Genomic DNA, 17825 nt, shown 5'->3' with positions numbered 1-17825 from the left:
TTGCCTTGCCAGAGTTGAGCGCCGTCAGGAAACGGGTGCGTCATGCAGAGCCGCCGATGGTGCGGCTCATCCGCGCTGCCGAAACATTGTTCGCGGCGCGCGGCATCGATGCTGTGTCGATGCGCGAGATTGCCACGGCCGCCCGCTGTGGCGACACCAATGCCGTCACCTATTATTTCGGATCGAAGGATGGGCTGCTCGCCGCCGTCTTCGGCGCCCGTGTGGAGCAGATGGATCCGATACGCGGCCGGATGCTGGCGCAGGCGGAAGCGAGCGGTCATCTGGGCGATCCGATGGCATTGCTGGGTATGTTGCTGTTGCCGCAGCTTGACCTGAAGGATGAAGCAGGTGCTCATCCCTATGCCCATTTCCTGCTGCATTTCGCGACCCAATATTGGTCGCTGACCTCCAGCCTGTTCGCGGCGGTCGAGGACAGGGCGCAGAACCTGTTCCGGGTGATCGGCCATCTGCGCGCGCTGATGGAGGGGGTGCATCCCGACGTCGCGCGCAACCGCATCCTGCTCTGCAACATGATGCTGCAGAGCCTGCTAGTTCGCTGGGACCATATGGCGCCCGAGGATCGCACCGTGCCGCTGGAGGCGCATGTCCGCGACGTGATGATGAGCGCGCGCGCCAGCCTGCTGGCCCCGCCGGGGGAACCGGACCTGCCGGTGTCGGTGGAGGCCTGGCTGGCGCGCTATTGCTAAAGCATTTTGAAGTCAGCTGGCACAGCTGACGGCTCGCAAAATGCGAAAAGCAAAGGGACCCTAGGGCAGGCTGATATCCACCTGCTCGATCGTCCCGGTGAAGTGGCTGCTGACCACATCATATGCAGGATCGACCGGGCTGATACTGTCCTGGCCGATCTCGAAATCCTCGGTGTGCGACACGACGAGCGCGAAGGTGCGGTCGATCCGGCCGCGCGCGACCTTTTTTCCATCCACCAGCAGCGTGGCGGTGGCGCCGCTGGTCGGCGCTTCCCGGTCCATGACAAAGCGCAGGCCGATATCGTGCCGCCCCGCCGTCAGGGGCGCGGTGCCGGCAATCCGGCTCATATGGGCGGGCGTCAGATTATAGGTGAATCTGGGCCGCCCCTGGTCGAGGAACAGGCTGTAGCCGCCGAAACGGCCGCCATGCACGGCGATGACGCCCTGGCCGCCATCGGCAGGAGCCGTGACTTGCGCGCGGATGGTGAAGGAATGGCCGACTAGGCCCGGCGCCGCGCTCTCTGGAATAGGGCCGATCGGGCCATGATAGGTGAACAGGGCGCGCCCGGCATTAGGATCGGGCCGGCCCTTCTGCCCGCCTTCGCTGCCATGGATCGGCAGGATGCCGGCGGTCGCCGCTTCAGCCCAGAACAGATCCTTGAGCGCGGCGAGCTTTTGCGGCTGGGCAGCGGCCAGGTCATGCGCTTCGCTGAAGTCCGAGCGGGTATCATATAGCTGCCAGACGCGCTGGTCGATCGGCACGGGCGGCGGCGGCGTGCGTTCCCACGGCGTCACCATCGGCGCGGTCGCGGCCACCCAGCCATCCTTGTAGACGCTCAGATTCTGCGCCATCGCGAACACCTGGGTCGTGCGGTGCGAGGGGGCGTCCTTCGCGGCGAAGCTGTAACCCATGCTGATTCCGGTGATCGGCTTTTGCGGTACGCCGTCCAGTATCTCGGGCGCCTTCACCCCGGCGGCCTCCAGCACGGTCGGCATGATGTCGCTGACATGGTGGAACTGGCTGCGCAGCCCGCCCGGATCCTGGATATGGCGCGGCCAGGACATGACCATGCCGTTGCGCGTGCCGCCGAAATGAGAGCCATAGCGCTTGGCCCAGGGGAAGGGAGCGTTGAGCGCCCAGCCCCATCCGCCGGGGATCAGATTATAGGCATGTCGCGTGCCGATATCGTCGATATGGGCAAGGGCATAATCGGGATTTTCCTTCACCCCGCTCAGCGCCGACTGCTCGAACAGCTTGCCGTCGAAACTGCCTTCCGCGCTCGCGCCATTGTCGCCCTGGATATAGATGATCAGCGTGTTGTCGATCTCGCCATTGTCGCGCAGCCGCTGGATGACGCGGCCGATCTGCGCGTCGGCATAGGCGAGCGACGCGGCATAAGCCTCCATATAGCGGGCATAGAGGCGCTTCTGATCGGCGGTCAGGCTGTCCCAGCGCGGCAATGTGTCGGGCCGGGGGGCATCGTCCGTCCCCTGCGGGATCACGCCCAGCCGCTTCTGCCGGGCGACCGTTTCCGCCCGCATCGCGTCCCAGCCGGCATCGAATTTGCCACGAAAGCGTGCCATCCAGTCGGCGGGCGGCTGGTTGGGGGCATGGGCGGTGCCGGTCGCATAATAGAGGAGAAAGGGCTTGTCCGGGGCGGCCGCATGCTGCTCGTCGATCCAGCGGATCGCGTGATCGGCCAGGTCATGTTCCAGATGATAGGTGGGATCGGCTGGTGCCTGCACATGCGCGGTATTTTCGACCAGATTGGGTTCGGCCATGCTGCTGTCGGCCCCCAGGAAGCCGTAGAAATATTCGAAGCCCAGGCCCGTGGGCCAGCGATCGAACGGTCCGGCGCGGCTCATTTCCCATTCCGGGGTGACATGCCCCTTGCCGATCATCGCCGTATTATAGCCATTTTCCTTCAGGATCTGGGCCATGGTGCCGGCGCTTTTGGGGATCACGCTGTTATAGCCGTCATAGCCGGTCGCCCAGTTGGCGACATAGCCCATGCCGACCGCCTGCGGATCGCGCCCGGTCAGCAGCGAGGCGCGGGTCGGCGAACAGATGGCGGTGGTGTTGAACTGGTTATAACGCAGGCCGGCCTGCGCGAGCGCGTCGAAGGTCGGCGTCGGGATCGGGCCGCCAAAGGTGCTGCTGGCGCCAAAGCCGACATCATCGGTCATGACGATCAGAATATTGGGAGCCCCCTTGGCGGCGCGGACTGGCTGAGGCCAGCTGGGTGGCGAGGATTCCGCTGGCGTGCGGCCATAGATTTTCGCGGCCGAAGCATCGGAGGTCTGGGCGACGGCAGGCGCTGAGAGCGCCATGAGCAGCGCCAGGGAGGATGCCGCGCTCAAGACCCTGCTGGACGGGCGATGGAAGGGACGGGGCGAAGCATGGGGCAAGGCGACCTCCTTGGACAAAAAAGAGACGCCGGTTGCATTGGCAGCCGGCGCCCAGGGAGAGAGATACGGCGGCACCAGGCCGCCGTCCGGCTTTCAGAACTTGAAGCGGATGCCGCCCGTGAAGGCGCGGCCTACCGTGTCGTAAAGCGCGAAATTGGTGGCGATGTTGACGCCTGGAATGGTGCCGGGGATCAACGGCGGATCCTTGTCGAACAGATTGTTGACGGTGCCGAAGAATTCGACGTGACCGTTGGCCACGGGCAAGCGGTAGCTGAGCGTCATGTCGGTATAGCCGACCGCGCCGATCGTCTGGCCAAGGCCGTTTCCCAGCCCGCCGGGGATGCCCAGCTTCACCTTGCCGATCAGCTGCTGGTTGAGGAAGACGCCGACCCGGCCAATCTCGTAATTGACGCTGAGCGTGCCACGCCAGCGCGGGCGGCCTTCCGGTGTGCTGCTGATCGTGCTGATCCCGGCATATTCCAGCACGGGCGCGGTCGACGACTGCTGGGTCTGATAGGTGTCGAGATAGCTGGCATAGAGGCGCAGGCCCAGATTGCCGCCCGCCAGTTCGGTCCGGTAGGACGCGTCGAAATCGATGCCGCTGGTTTCCAGATAGGCGATATTGGCGGGCGCCACCCGGATCTGGCTGGGGAAGGATGTCGGCGTGTCGCGGGTGACGAGCGCACATTCGGGCGCGGTGCCGCCGCTCTGGCTGCAATTGTTGACGATCTGGGTCAGGCTCAACGTGCCGATCGCATCCTTGATCTTGATCCGGTAATAATCGACCGACAGGCTGAGCCCCGGCAGGAGGGAAGGCGTGATGACTGCGCCAAAGGTCAGCGTATCGGCCTTTTCCGGTTTCAGATCGGGGTTGCCGCCCGTCACCTGCGGCACATTGGCGGTGATGCCGCTGACCGGATCGACCAGCAGGCTGATCGCGCTCTGATCGCCGGCAAACAGCTCGAACAGATTGGGCGCGCGGATATCGCGCGAGACCGACCCGCGCAGCAGCAGGTCGCTGATCGGCTTCCAGGTGGCGCCGAGCTTCCAGGTCTTGACCGATCCCGACGTGCTGTAATCGGTGTAGCGGCCGGCCGCGTTCAGGCTCAGTTCCTGTGCAAAGGGCTGGTCCTTGAGCAGCGGCACCGCCAATTCGCCGAACACTTCCTTGACGCTCAGGTCGCCCGACGCCTCGCCGACATTGGTCAGCCAATAATGATAAACCGACGAAGGCACGCCGCGCAGGCCGGCGAAATAGGCGCTGCGTTCCGCCGTCGTGTCGAGATCGGCGGGGTTGGCATTGCTGGTCAGGCGCAGGCTCTGGCGGCGATATTCCGCACCCAGCGCGACGTCGACCGGACCGGCGGGCAGGTCGAACAGGGCGCCCTGGATGCTAGCCGACATGGCGTTCTGCCAGATGCGGGCGCGGTACCGCGACGTACCCACGACATAGTCATAGCCAGGCTGACTGGCATAGGCGTCGCCGGTGGCCAGCAGATTGAAAGGCTGGCAGTTGGCGTAGCGGGCCGCGATCGTCGGATCGGCGCTCAGGCTGGCCCGGCAGACGGTCTGGCCGCTGCCATTGCGCACGGCATCGGTCGCGGCATAGAAATGCTGCCAATCCCAGACGCCTTCCTGTGCGACCGAGAAATTGGAGTCGCCATGGTTGAAGGCGACATTCCATTTCCATTTGTCCGCCAGCGTCCCTTCGAACCCGGCATTGACCATCCAGTAATCGGTGCGTTCCGTCGTGTGGGGCCGGGGTGAATTGGCGCCATAGCGGGCGAGCGTGATCGACTGGCTGGTCGGGGTGAAGGCGGCCTGAAGTTCGGCCGGCAGATAGGGATTGCCGCTGTAGAGCGTGGCGGCCGTTGGCGGCACCAGGCTGTTGGCGAGCGAGGTGTAGGACAGGTCGCTGCGCGAGAAGCTGCCCTGGACATAGCCGGTCACGTCCGGCGTGAAGTCCCAGCTCGCCCGGCCAAAGGCCTGATAGGTATGCAGCGGGGCGACCGCCTGCGTGTCAGGCGAGATCGCATAACCGTCTCCCCCGACAAAATAGCCCGGCGATCCGGTTGCCGTGCCGTTGCTGAACGGCACCAGCGCGCCATTGGCGTCGAATCGGTAGTTGGTGAATGGCCCCGACGTGATCTTGCCATATTCCGATGCGGCGCTCAGCGTCACGCCGGATGCGATCATATAGGGATTGAGCGAGCCGCCGGGCGAACAGGCGGTCGGATCGGCCGCAGCATTGGGATTGGTGCAGCCGACCGTGCTGCCGACATAGCTATAGGCGCCACGTCCCAGCTTGCGGTCGCTGCGCAGCATGCCATTATTCTTGAAAGTCTCGGCGCTCAGCAACAGATGGCCGCGATCGCCACCGAAGTCGAAACCGCCGGCGATACCGAAGCGATAGCCCTGATTATCACCGCGCTGCGACGTCGAGCCCTGGGCGACGCCGGTCAGGCCGGTAAATTTCTTGTCGAGCACGAAATTGACGACGCCCGAGACGGCGTCGGAGCCATAGGCTGCCGAAGCGCCGCCGGTCACCACGTCCACCCGCTGGATCAGCAGGTTGGGGATGACATTGACATCGACCGTGCCGAGATAGGTGGTCGGCGCCACCCGCTGGCCATCGAACAGGATCAGCGTGCGCAGCGGCCCGACGCCGCGCAAATTGAGCACATTGCCGTGCGCCGCGGTGTTGGCGAAATTCATCGAACTGCGCGACGGGCTGGACGAGTTCTGGAACTGCGGCAGCTTGTTGAGCGCGTCGGGAATGTTGGACGGGGTCGCCTTCACCAGCTCTTCGGTCGATGCGACGGTCACCGGCGTCGGCGCGGTATAGCCATCGCGCACGATGCGGGTTCCGGTGACGACGATATCCTGGGCTGATGCCTGTCCGCTCTGGGCGTCCGCCGGCGGCGTGGCCTCCTGGGCGGCGGCCGCGCTGGCCATCGTGAACAGGGCGGTACCCGTCAGGAATAATGAAGACGCTCGTCCTCGCATTGCACTTCTCCCCATCCTCTCGGTTTATTTTTATCCGATAGTGCAATTTTGATATTAACGCAGTTGATTGAAGTCAACGCAAATATGCGTTGAGGGTCATATTTTCGGATGGCGAGCGGTCTGGGCAGGGGGAGTGCGCATCACTGAGCCGCAACGCGGGGTTGCGACGACGAGGCTTTGATGGGCGAAGAGGGGTAAAAGGGGAGCGGCTTTGTGCCTGCGTGATGCAGCACAGCCGCATCCATTCGCGCGCGCCGGGATGCAGCACCTGCACCCCGGCGCGCGCTGCTTGTCAGAACGCGGTCTTCTCTTCCAGATGCCCTTCCACGTCAGCACGACTGATCCACAGGGTGCGGAACTTCTTGTCGGCCAGCAATTGCAACTGGTCGCTATTGTGCCGGGAACCGGGCTGGCTGCTATTGCCATAGCTCATCAGGCCGACGGCCTTCATCGGCGTGCCGAATTCGACCATGGAAACCCATGTCTCGCCATGGACTGGCGTGCGCTCGCCATTCTTCATCGGCCCCCAGGTGATGGTGCGAAACACGCCGGTATTGCCGAAGCCGCCATTGGCCGGCACGCTGACATCGCCGATATGGAAGCGTGAAACCTCCCCGAACGGCCGGTCGATCGCCCCATAAAGCTGCTTCGTCTTCGCCACCGCTTCCTTCAGCATGGCGACGGCCGCCGCCGGGTCTTTCAGGCCGCGTGGGGTTTCCAGCGGGTCATCCAGCGTCCATTTGACGGCATAGTTGGACTGGTCGGTGAAATTCTTGGGCGCGAAGAGGCCGGCCCAGGTTTCGAACAGCAGCGCAGCGCGGCTGTCGGGTTCGAACCGGTGGTCCCAGCCCTTGAGCAATGCCGTGGCCGCCTGCACATCGGCATCGTTCGATCCGGCGGCTGCCGCCAGCAGGTCGGGCAGCATCCGTTCCGCCATCAGCGAGGTGGTGGTCAGCTTGCGCGACACGAAATCGTCGAAGCTGATCTTGGGCGTCTGACTCATCAGCTTGACCGACATCTGTGCCCGCTGGCTCATCGGCCCGACCGGCGCGACATAGGCAGGGAAGCTCTTGGGATCGAGCGCGCGGGGCCAGGTCGCCAGCCATGGCGGATCATTGGCGTTCTGGACGAAGCCGGTGGCCGGATCGAGCAGCTTGGGCATGTCGTCATAGCTGTGGACATCCTTCCACAGCGTGGCCGAGGTATCGCCCGGCACCGGCGCCGACCAATATTTGAGGTCGCCGCTCGCATGCTTGGGCAGCAGGCCGTTGTCGAGATAGAGGATATGGCCGGCGCGGTCGGCATAGATGATGTTGAACATCACCACCTGCATCTTGCGCAGCGCCTTTTCGAACGCGCCCCAGTCGCGCGCCTTGCCCATCTCCAGATATTGCTCCAGCACGCCGGGCCGGTCGAGGCCGGCGACTTTGAGCGCGACCGTCGTCTTGCCGTCAGGCAGGGTGAAGACCGGGCCATGGACCGTGCTCTTCTGTTCGAAGCTGACGCTCTTCAGCGTGCCGTCCGCCTGCTTGACCTTGTAGCTCTTCGTCACCGTATCGAACGGCAGCGTCTTGCCGTCGAAGCGATAGCCATCGCCTTCCAGCACCAGCTTATAGCTCGTGAAACCCTGCATCGTGTTGACGGTGTTGGTGAAGCCAAGATCATTGTTGAAGCCGAAGCGCAACACCGGCAGGCCGACCTGTGTCGCGCCGTAGATGGCCAGGCCCGGCGCGGTGATCTGTGCCTCATAATAAGTAAGCTGGCTCGGCGCCCAGGGCAGATGCGGGTTGGCGAGCAGCATCGCCTTGCCGCTGGCCGAGCGCGAAGGCGCGACCGCCCAGGCGTTCGAGCCGCCCGCCTCGTTGATCGACGGATCGGTCAGCACCTTCCGGTCGGATGCGATATAGCCGAAATTCATCAGCCGCTGGGCATGGGCGATGATGTCGACGCCCCGGAGCGGTAGCACGACCTTCACTTCCGGCGCGATTCTGTCGGGATGGGCGGCGGCATAGGCATTCACCCCGGCTGCAAAGGCTTCGAGATTCTTCTGCATTTGCGGCGTCTGCTGTCTGAACCACTGGGCGGAGCGGGCCGGCACGTCATTGGCGACCAGCCATTTGTCCTGGCTCTCATATTTTTCGCCCCAATATTCGGCAGCGCGAGCGCGGCTTTCGCCATACATGCGCAACAGCAGGTTGCCGTGGCTCTGGGCCTGGGCATAGCCAAAGCCGTAGAAGCCGCCTTCCTCGGTCTTTGCGTAGATATGGGGCACGCCGAAACTGTCCCATAATATTTCGCCGCCGCCCCAACGGGTGGAGGGGGCCGCTACCGAGGCGGTCATCGCGGAGGAAGCAGCCAGGGCCGCCAGCCAGATCGTCATATGGCGCATCGCCATCATTCTCCCGTCAGTGCAGAAAATGCGCCGCCCCGTGCGAAGCGGCGCCTTGGTCGGTGATGGATCAGAAGCTCAGGCCGACGCGGCCATAATAGAAGCCGCCGGTGAACCCGATCGGCGAGGTGCCGGCATAGAGCCCCTGGCCCAGCGTGGCGCTGACGTCGCTGGCCTGGTTCTTGTCGGGATAGACGTTGAAGATATTGTTCGCGCCGATCGCGATGTTGACCAGTGGCGTGACCTGCCAGCTGGCCTCCAGGTCGGTGATCCACTTGGCACCATAGCTGCGATCATTCGGATAGGTGGTGACGCCATTGCTGGTGACGCCGTTCTGGTAGGATTTGAAGCCGCCGAAGCGCGTCAGGCGCGACGACAGGGTGAAGTCGCCCATGGTGGCGAGGTTGCTGATCGACAGCTTGGTGCGCGGCAGATTGTTGGTCATGTTGCTGCGACGCGCGCGATCGAACAGGACATAGTCGCTGCCCAGCGCGGCCAGTTCGGGCGGATTGTCGATTATGTGGGTGATCTTGGTCTTGTTGTAGTTGAAACCCAGATTCCACTGCATGTTCACCGTGTCGAACAGGCCATGCTTGTAGGATGCGACGACGTCGATGCCGCGGGTACGGGTATCGATCGCGTTGGTATAATATTGCGCTGTCAGCGTCCGCGCCTCCGCTTCGGGTACGCCGCTGGCGATCAGGATGTTGGAGATCGCCGTGCCGGTCAGGGTGCTGGTGATGGTGATGCGGTCATCCACGTCGATCTGATAGGCATCGATCGTCAGGTTGAAATTGGGCAGCGGGGTCAGCACCACGCCAGCGGAGATGTTGAACGATGTTTCGGGCTGGAGCGGTTTGGCGCCCAGCGCGATCGCGGCCGGATCGTCGACGGCCAGAGTCTTGATCTGCAGCAACTGGTTGGGAACACCGTTGACGGTGCGGAACTGGTTGGTGGTTTGGGTATAGATTTGCTGGGCGACGGCGGGCGCCCGGAAGCCGGTATTGGCGGCCGCGCGAAAGGCGATCCAGTCGGTCGCGGCATAGCGCCCATTGACCTTCCAGATCAGCGTGTTGCCGCTGCCATCGTCATAATGTTCGAAGCGTGCAGCGGCGCCGATCGTGATATCCTTGTTGGGATCCCACGCCACGTCGGCATACAGCGAAACATTGTCGCGGGACATATAGGCCGCGTCGCCCGGCTGGAAGCCGGCCGAGCTTTGCGCGCCCGGCGTCATGCCCGACACGATCGCCGGGCCTACGGCATAGCTGGCCTCATCCCCGGCGAAGGTCTGGTAGCGTTCATGGCGCTGCTGCGCGCCGGCCGACACCTGCAGGTTGCCGCCACCCACATCATAGCCGCGGGTCACGTCGAGCGAGGTGACGAACTCCGATGATTTGAGGGTGCCGATATAGAATTCGGTGGGGCTGAGCGTGCCCAGCGAGGGGTTGAGCGTGCCTTCCGACGACTGGCGGGCGCGATTGCGGCCATAGCCGGTGGAAAAGTCCCAGTCCCAGCCCGCGACTTCGCCCTTCGCGCCGACGGTGAGTTCGAAATCCTCCTCGTCGATCATGATATGGGGGCGATAGCCGTTGGGGTAGATGCCCATGACATTGTTGATGTCCTTGGGGTAGCGATAGCTGTACCACAGGTCCGACCGCCGCTGGCTGTAGGTGCCGAAGGCGTAGAGTTCGACGCCGCCCAGATCATATCCGGCATTGAGCGCAGTATTGATGCTGCGGGAGGGCATGACGCCATAGCTGGTGGTGACGATGCGTTCGGTGCCGACTGCGGCTGCGTCGCGCGGATCGAGCTGCCCGTTCACCAGCGGATAGAGGCAGGTGGTGGTGGCCGTAACCGAACAGTCGGCGAGTGGCTGCGCCCGGTTCGACATTTCCTGCTTCTTGAGGTTGAGCGAGAGGTTGGCGAAACCGTTCTCGCCCAGCTTCATCCCGAAATTGAGGTCGGCCTGGTAGAGTTCGCCATCGGACCGGTCGAAATTCTGGCCGGCGGTGAAATTGGCGGAGCCGCCGCTGCTGTCATCCTTCAGGATGATGTTGATGACGCCGGCGATGGCGTCCGACCCATATTGGGCGGCGGCACCGTCGCGCAGCACTTCGATATGATCGACCGCGGCGGTCGGGATCATGTCCAGATCGGCCGGGACCGAGCCGTTGTAGAGCGTCGACACCGCGTTGATGAGCGAGGTCTTGTGGCGACGCTTGCCGTTGACCAGGATCAGTGCCTGGTCGGGATTGAGACCGCGCAGGCCGCCGGTTGCGATGACGGTGGAGGTGGCGCCGCCCGCCCGCACCGGCAGGTTGAAGGATGGCACCAGCGTGTTGAGCGCCTGGAACACGCCCGCCTTGCCGGTGCGGGTCAGATCCGCACCCGAAATGACGTCGATCGGCGTCGGGCTGTCGGTCACGGTGCGGGCCTGGCCGCGCGATCCGGTCACGACGATCGCCGGGCCGGGGGCTTCCTCGGCCGCGGCGGTGCTGGCCTGTGGCGCGGCGCTGGCCTGCATCGCGAAGGGAAGGGCGGTGATGCCCAGGCTCGCGACTTCGACGGCGCGGCTCTTGTGCGCCTGGGCGCTCAGCGACAGGGCGATGACATTGTTGTTCGACAGCGTGATCTTCAGCCCCGATCCGGCGATCAGCCGCTGCAACGCGACATCGGGCGCCATCTTGCCGTTGACCGACTGGGCATGCAGGCCGGCGACCTGATCATAGGGAAAGAGAAGCTGGATGCCAGACTGCTTGGCGAAGAGCGTCAGCGCCGTCTGCATTGACTGGGCCGGAATCTTGAATTTCGCCGGCTCCGCGGCTGCCGCCGACTGGGTGCTGAGGGCAACAACTGTTGCGACCGCGCACAGAGAAACGTTCCGAAAATTACGCGACATCATATCCCCCGTGAAATGATTGGGCTGCGAAATTATTTGCCCTTCGGTGGTGGATACGGAGGCCGATCGCGTTTCTGCTAACGACGCTTAAAAATATCTCATTTTTGTGACGAGGGGGCCTTCGCTATCGGTCTGGCACTGCCTCGACGCAGCGCCGGATCGGGCGCGCCGGAGGGGAGAATGATAAGCACAGGGGGACAAGCGTGGCTGTGGACGTGGACTCGATCAGGGCAAGGCTGGACTGGTTCAAGCAGGCCATCCTGCCCCATGAGGGCGCCTTGCGCTCCCGCCTGCGCCGGGTGGTGTCCCACCGCCAGGATGTGGATGACATCGTCGCCGAATGCATGACCCGCGCCTATGCGAATGGCGACATTCACCGCGCACAGAGCGGCAAGGCCTTCCTGTTCCAGATCGCGCGCAACCTGCTGATCGACGAGGCCCGGCGCGAGAAGATCGTGTCGCTCGAACTGGTCGCCGAACTCGACGTGCTCCAGACCGACAATTCGACCGAGGAAGCGCTGCACGCGCGCGACGAGCTGCGCCATCTCCAGGCCATTCTCGACACGCTGCCGGCGCAATGCCGGCGAGCCTTCATCCTGCGCCGGGTCCATGAGAAATCGGTCAAGGAGATAGCAGAGGAGATGCAGCTATCCGTCTTTACAGTGGACAAGCATTTGACGCGCGCGGCTGTGAAGATAATGCAAGCCATCGGACAGTTTGAGGGTTCTGGATTTGGTTGGTCGCTACAGAAGCGCGGAGGACATGCAGGCGATCGAGGCCGAAGCGGCTCGTCTGTATCTTAAGGCGCGGGCGAGCGACGCCCCGGAAGACTGGAATGACGCCTATGCCTGGGTGGCGCTGGACCCTGCCCATGGTTTCGCCTTTGCCAAGGCGGAGGCCGGCTGGGAACTGACCGAGCGGCTCAACGAACTGCCCGCCAGCCAGCGGGACGAACCTGCAGCGCCCGCAATCGCGCTGCCCGACGATCCCGCCCCGGAAGAACCCGTTGCCGAAATCCGGCCGCACCTGGTCGGCCGGCGTGGCCTGCTCATCGGCCTGGCGACCGCAGCCGCCGCGATCGGCGTCGCCTCCACCGTCGCGCTGCGCCTGCTCGGCACGGTCGATCATTATCGCACGGCCCTGGGCGAAACCCGCACGGTGCAGCTAGCCGACGGCTCCCGCATCCATCTCAACACCAACAGCTCGGTCGAGGTCGCCCTGCGCGACGACATCAGGCAGATCACCCTGCTGAAGGGCGAGGCGCAGTTCGACGTCGCGCATGACAAGAAGCGGCCCTTCATCGTCAATGCCGACGGGACGCTGGTGCGCGCCGTGGGCACGATGTTCAACGTCCGCCTGCGCGCCGATGTCACCGAACTGACCGTGATCGAGGGGATCGTGGCGGTCCGCAACGGCGACTCCGCCGTCCGTCGGATCGAAAGCGGGCGCAGCGCCGCCGTGCGCAGCGGCAGCATCGCTGTCACCCATCTGGAACCGGCCAAGATCCGGCAGCGCACCGCCTGGCAGGCGGGCATGGTCGAGTTCGAGGGCGACACGCTCGCCCAGGCGGTTGAGGAGTTCAACCGCTATCGCCCCACCCCGCTGGTGATCGGCGATCCGGCGATCGCCAGCCTGCGGGTCGGCGGTGCCTTCCGCCTCGACCGGTCGCAGGATTTCGTCGACGCGCTCGAAAGCGGCTTCGGCATCCGCGCCGTTCCGGGCAGCGACAATTCGATAATTTTGGTGTCCGCCGAAGGCAGTTAGAGCCTGTCTGGGCATGCGCCTCTGGCGCATCCGTATCGAAAATGCGCTCTTCCGCGCATTTTCTAGTCAGCCTTTTAGCAGAACGCACCGGGCCGTCCGTATCAACGGGGATGGAACATGTTGCGTCTCTCTCCCCAGCCAGTCTTTCCCGCCAGGATCGCCTGAAATCCATCCTTGGCGGATCGATCGGCAATCTGATCGAATGGTATGACTGGTATGTCTATTCCGCCTTCACCCTCTATTTCGCGCCGGTCTTCTTCCCGTCGGACGACAGCACCGCTCAACTGCTGAATGCCGCGGCGATCTTCGCCGTCGGCTTCCTGATGCGGCCGATCGGCGCCTGGGCGATGGGCATCTATGCCGACCGCAGGGGGCGCAAGGCGGGTCTCACCCTGTCCGTCATGATGATGGCCGGCGGATCGCTGATGATCGCCGCCATCCCCGGCTATGCCAGCATCGGCGTCGCCGCGCCGGCCCTGCTGCTGCTCGCGCGCCTGATGCAGGGCCTGTCGATCGGCGGCGAATATGGCGCCAGCGCCACCTATCTGTCGGAAATGGCGCAGAGCGACCAACGCGGTTTCTTCTCCAGCTTCCAATATGTGACGCTGATCGCCGGCCAGTTGCTGGCGCTCTGCGTCCTGCTGCTGCTCCAGCTTTTCCTCACCGAACATCAGCTCGAAAGCTGGGGCTGGCGCGTGCCGTTCGTGATCGGCGGAGTGATGGCGGTCGGCGTCTATCGCCTGCGCCGGGGCCTCAAGGAAACCGAAGCCTTCGAGGAAAGCGCGGCGGTCAGCGAACAGCCCCGCTCCAGCGGCCTCAACCTCATCCGCCGCCATCCGCGCGAAGTGCTGCTGGTCATGGCGCTCACCGCCGGCGGCACGCTCGCCTTCTATGCCTACAGCACCTATATGCAGAAATTCCTGGTCAACAGCGCCGGCTTCGGCCGCCAGACCGCGACCGCGATCATGGCGTCGGCGCTGTTCATCTACATGCTGTTGCAGCCCATGGCCGGCTGGCTGTCCGATCGCATCGGCCGCAAACCGCTGCTGATCGGCTTCGGCATCAGCGGCGTCCTGTTCACCACTGTGATCTTCACGGCGCTGGAACGCGTCACCTCCTCCTTCGGTGCCTTCCTGCTGGTGCTGGGCGGCCTGGTGATCGTCACCGGCTACACCTCGATCAACGCGATCGTGAAGGCAGAGCTGTTCCCGGCCAATATCCGAGCGCTGGGCGTCGCCCTTCCCTATGCACTGGCCAACACCCTGTTCGGTGGCACCGCCGAATATGCCGCGCTCTGGATGAAGCATGCCGGGATGGAAGACGGCTTCTACTGGTACGTCACCGCCATGATCGCGGTGTCGCTGATCGTCTATCTGCGCATGCCCGACACGCGCAAAACCAGCCAAATCTGACAGAAAGAGGGGAATATCCATGCCATCGCTGAACCGGACGCTTTGCCATATCCTGCCGCTGATGCTGCTGTGCCAGCCGGCAACGGCGCAGGATGCGGCACCGCCTGCCGAGCCACCCTTCACCTCCATACAGCCGGGCGATTTCGCCATCGCCGGATCCCTGTCCAACAGTTGGGCCGACTTCGAGAATGATGGCGACCTCGATCTCGTTGTCTCGCTCAAGGGGGGCGATATCCGCCTCTATCGCAATGACAATGGCACGTTCGTGAACGTCGGGCCGGAACTGGGACTTCCCACATCCGGCCCGGAAATGCGCGGCGTCGCCTGGGGCGATTATGACGGCGACGGCTGGATCGACCTGCTGGGCGGGGCGACCATGCCGGGCGAACAGAGCCTTGTGTTCCGCAACGAAGGCGGCAGGAAGTTCACCAATGTCGCGCCCGAACTGGGGCTGACCATCCCCAACCGTTCCGCGCGCCAGACCAGTTGGGTCGACTATGACAATGACGGCGACCTCGACGTCTATGCTGCCAATCGCATCGGCCCCAACAGCCTCTATCGCAACGACAAGGGCAAGTTCGTGCAGGTCTTGGCCGGCACCGGCGTGTCGGATAGCCGGCCGACCGTGGGCGCCTGCTGGTTCGACTATAATCGCGACGGCTTTCTGGACGTCTTCCTGGCCAATCAGTCAGGCGCGGCCGATGCGCTGTGGCGCAACAATGGCGACGGCAGCTTCACCGATGTCGCGCCCGAACTGGGCCTGGACAATCCGGGCCGTTCCAAGGAGGAAGGCGGTGTCGGCTGCGCCGTTGGCGACTATGACAATGACGGCTATCTTGATCTGTTCGTGCCCAATTATGGCGTGAATGCGCTCTACCATAATAATGGCGACGGCACCTTCACCAACGTCGCCAAGGAGATGGGGGTCGGCATCGACAATCATGCCGTCGGCGCGGTGTGGGGTGATTATGACAATGACGGCTATCTCGACCTCTATGTCACCTCCTATCATGGCCCGCGCGACCAGCAGCAGCCCAGGGACAGCCTCTTCCATAATGAAGCGGGCAAGGGCTTCCGCCAGGTTCTGGCCGAAACGTCGCAGCTCAATGTCGGCGACCATGGCGTGCAATGGGTCGATTATGACCGGGACGGTGCGCTCGATCTGTCGGTGATGCGTGGCTATACCAGCCAGGGCGGCCATTTCCTGTTCCACAATGATCTGGACCGGGCAGCGGCCAGGCGCAGCCTGTCGGTTACACTGCTCGACGCGAAGGGGCGTTTCACCCGCATGGGGGCGGAAGTGCGCCTCTATGACAAGGCCGGCAAGATATTGGCCACGCGACAGCTGTCGACGGGCGACGGCTATAATTCGGAAAATGCGGCGCCTCTGCATTTCGGCCTGAAAACCACGGATGCGGTCAAGGTCGAAGTCACCTGGATGAGCCGCAAGGGGCGCAAGATCCAGACCTTGCCGAACGTCGATCCGGCGAAATATGCGGGTAAATCGCTCGTCATCAGGGAGCGGTAAGTCTCGCGAGGTCGGGGGCTGCGGGCAGGGCATCCGCAGCCCCCGACGCTTTCAGGTCGCGTCGAACCGGGTGGCGCCCGCTGGCAGCGAGAAGCGCTTGAGCGTGCGCGCTTCCGCTTTGGGGGCGTAGATGGTCGACATGGCGATATAGTCGCCGGTCGCCTTTTCCCGTGTCAGCGTCAGCAGGATATAGCCCTTGGCGCGCTGGTCGCAGAAGGCGACCTCCGGGCTTGCCTGTTGCAGCAGGTCGCCGATCGGCATTTTCGGCAGCATGTCGCCGATCGACGGGCTGCTGATCGATGACGTGCCAAATTCCACGCCGATGGCATTGCCCTGTGCGTCGGCCAGTTGATTGGCCCAGAAGGCATGGCTGTCGCCGGCCAGCACCAGCGGATGGGCGCCGGCCCGGCGGATGCTCTGGTAGAGCCGCTCGCGCGCGGCCGGATAGCCGTCCCAGGCATCGAGGTTGAACGGCAGGCCGGCGCGATAGCCCGCTTGCGCCAGTTCCACCTGCGCCCGCACCGACGGTTCCAGCGTCGCGACCATCGCCGCGGCCTTCTCCGCGCCGAACAGCTTGGCAAGGTCCGGGCCGTTGACCCGCGCCATCACCACCTGATTGCCCAATATCTGCCAGGGCGTGCCGGCCTTGACCGACGCGGCCAGTTCCTTTTCCAGCCAGGCGCGCTGCGGCTCGCCCAGCATCTCGCGGTCCGGCCGGTTGCGTTCGGCCAGCACCGCCGCAACTTCCGATCGGCCCGGCGTCTCGCCCTTGAAGCCGGCCTGTTCGCTGCGGGCGAGCAGGCGCGTCTCGACCATCAGCAGGGTGGCGAGATCGCCAAAGTCGAACCGGCGGTTGATCGCTTCCCAGGGATCATTGCCCTGCGGATCGCGGATCGGCATCCATTCGAAATAGGCCTGCATCGCGGCCGCCTTGCGCTTGGCCCAGTCGCCCTCGGTCGCGGGCTGGTGATTTTCCGCGCCGCCGATCCAGCTGTCATTCGCGGTTTCATGATCGTCCCAGACGCAGATGAAGGCGGCACGGGCATGGGCCGCCTGCAGGCTCCTGTCGCCCTTGTAATGGGCGTGGCGGGTGCGATAGTCGGCCAGCGTCACGATCTCATGCGCGGGTTCCAGCCCGCGCCCGATCTTCTGGCCGATCTCCGCGCCATAGCCGTCGGCGCCATATTCATAGATATAGTCGCCCAGATGCACGATCGCATCGATCCGGTCGAGCGCGGCGATCGAGTCATAGGCGGTGAAGAAGCCGCCGGGGTAGAGCTGGCAGGAGACCACCGCCAGCACGGCATCGGCCGCGGCACCCCTGGCCAGGGTGCGAAAGCGGCCGACCGGCGATGGCGTGCCGTCCGCCAGTTCGAACCAGTAATGATAGTCATGGCCGGCCTTGAGGCTGCGCGGCTCGACCTTGACGGTGAAGTCGCGGGCGGGGCGTGCCTGCGCCGTGCCGCTTTCGACCGGCTTGCCGCCGGCGCTTTCGGCGACATGCCAGCGCAGCGCGATCGCCGCCTGCTGCGCCGGGTCGGCCGGGGTGACGCGGGTCCACAGGATCGCGCCGCGCTCGGTCGGGTCGCCGCTGGCCACGCCATGGACGAAGCTGGCGGCGGCTTGTGTCGCCGCCATGCCGATGCCGGGGAGGGCAGCGCCCGAGCCGATCAGGCCCAGCGCCGCGCGACGGTCAAGCTTCATGCTG

10 protein-coding genes are annotated in these 17825 nt (G+C 64.3%); 5 read left to right on the top strand and 5 right to left on the bottom strand.

Features of this window, described 5'->3' with window-relative positions; translation table 11 throughout:
* Positions 1–56 precede the first annotated feature (56 nt).
* Complete coding sequence (locus A0U87_RS03050; protein WP_240700495.1) at positions 57–707, top strand: TetR/AcrR family transcriptional regulator; 651 nt, start codon at positions 57–59, stop codon at positions 705–707.
* A gap of 60 nt (positions 708–767) precedes the next feature.
* Here A0U87_RS03050 and A0U87_RS03045 read toward each other — a convergent pair whose 3' ends face one another.
* From A0U87_RS03045 to A0U87_RS03030, 4 genes are all read right to left on the bottom strand, one after another.
* On the bottom strand, positions 768–3038 hold the full coding sequence (locus A0U87_RS03045) for a sulfatase-like hydrolase/transferase (protein WP_048937530.1): 2271 nt from the start codon (positions 3036–3038) through the stop codon (positions 768–770).
* Positions 3039–3209: 171 nt separating this feature from the next.
* The gene (locus A0U87_RS03040; protein WP_048937531.1) at positions 3210–6071 is read right to left on the bottom strand and encodes a TonB-dependent receptor; all 2862 of its coding nucleotides are present in this window, start codon (positions 6069–6071) and stop codon (positions 3210–3212) included.
* A 343-nt stretch (positions 6072–6414) separates the two neighbouring features.
* The gene (locus A0U87_RS03035) at positions 6415–8502 is read right to left on the bottom strand and encodes an acylase (RefSeq protein ID WP_234415619.1); all 2088 of its coding nucleotides are present in this window, start codon (positions 8500–8502) and stop codon (positions 6415–6417) included.
* A gap of 79 nt (positions 8503–8581) precedes the next feature.
* Positions 8582–11299 carry a TonB-dependent receptor gene (locus A0U87_RS03030; RefSeq protein ID WP_234415618.1) on the bottom strand — a complete coding sequence of 906 codons (2718 nt, stop codon included), beginning with the start codon at positions 11297–11299 and terminating at the stop codon, positions 8582–8584.
* 317 nt (positions 11300–11616) lie between these two features.
* Between A0U87_RS03030 and A0U87_RS03025 the strand changes: the two genes are divergently transcribed.
* The 4 genes from A0U87_RS03025 (at position 11617) to A0U87_RS03010 (ending at position 16117) form a co-directional block, all read left to right on the top strand.
* Positions 11617–12216, top strand: a complete 600-nt coding sequence (locus tag A0U87_RS03025; protein WP_080993572.1) for an RNA polymerase sigma factor — start codon at positions 11617–11619, stop codon at positions 12214–12216.
* Positions 12176–13177, top strand: a complete 1002-nt coding sequence (locus A0U87_RS03020; RefSeq protein WP_048937532.1) for a FecR domain-containing protein — start codon at positions 12176–12178, stop codon at positions 13175–13177. Before A0U87_RS03025 ends, A0U87_RS03020 begins: the two co-directional genes overlap by 41 nt.
* Positions 13178–13287: 110 nt before the next feature.
* On the top strand, positions 13288–14589 hold the full coding sequence (locus A0U87_RS03015; RefSeq protein ID WP_048937533.1) for an MFS transporter: 1302 nt from the start codon (positions 13288–13290) through the stop codon (positions 14587–14589).
* Positions 14590–14608: 19 nt separating this feature from the next.
* The gene (locus A0U87_RS03010) at positions 14609–16117 is read left to right on the top strand and encodes a CRTAC1 family protein (RefSeq protein WP_048937534.1); all 1509 of its coding nucleotides are present in this window, start codon (positions 14609–14611) and stop codon (positions 16115–16117) included.
* A 51-nt stretch (positions 16118–16168) separates the two neighbouring features.
* Here A0U87_RS03010 and A0U87_RS03005 read toward each other — a convergent pair whose 3' ends face one another.
* Positions 16169–17821, bottom strand: a complete 1653-nt coding sequence (locus A0U87_RS03005) for an alkaline phosphatase D family protein (RefSeq protein WP_122927909.1) — start codon at positions 17819–17821, stop codon at positions 16169–16171.
* Between the last annotated feature and the right edge of the window lie 4 nt (positions 17822–17825).

This window comes from Sphingobium sp. MP9-4 (assembly GCF_005281675.1).
GTDB lineage: Bacteria > Pseudomonadota > Alphaproteobacteria > Sphingomonadales > Sphingomonadaceae > Sphingobium > Sphingobium yanoikuyae.
This window is presented reverse-complemented; position numbering and strand designations above follow the sequence as displayed.

Bases quoted from the DNA above. Each gene is read 5' to 3' on its own strand.
- A0U87_RS03050 (WP_240700495.1), top strand. From the start codon at position 57: ATGGTGCGGCTCATCCGCGCTGCCGAAACATTGTTCGCGGCGCGCGGC.
- A0U87_RS03045 (WP_048937530.1), bottom strand. From the start codon at position 3,038: ATGGCGCTCTCAGCGCCTGCCGTCGCCCAGACCTCCGATGCTTCGGCC.
- A0U87_RS03040 (WP_048937531.1), bottom strand. From the start codon at position 6,071: ATGGCCAGCGCGGCCGCCGCCCAGGAGGCCACGCCGCCGGCGGACGCC.
- A0U87_RS03035 (WP_234415619.1), bottom strand. From the start codon at position 8,502: ATGACGATCTGGCTGGCGGCCCTGGCTGCTTCCTCCGCGATGACCGCC.
- A0U87_RS03030 (WP_234415618.1), bottom strand. From the start codon at position 11,299: ATGCAGACGGCGCTGACGCTCTTCGCCAAGCAGTCTGGCATCCAGCTT.
- A0U87_RS03020 (WP_048937532.1), top strand. From the start codon at position 12,176: ATGCAGGCGATCGAGGCCGAAGCGGCTCGTCTGTATCTTAAGGCGCGG.
- A0U87_RS03015 (WP_048937533.1), top strand. From the start codon at position 13,288: ATGGAACATGTTGCGTCTCTCTCCCCAGCCAGTCTTTCCCGCCAGGAT.
- A0U87_RS03010 (WP_048937534.1), top strand. From the start codon at position 14,609: ATGCCATCGCTGAACCGGACGCTTTGCCATATCCTGCCGCTGATGCTG.
- A0U87_RS03005 (WP_122927909.1), bottom strand. From the start codon at position 17,821: ATGAAGCTTGACCGTCGCGCGGCGCTGGGCCTGATCGGCTCGGGCGCT.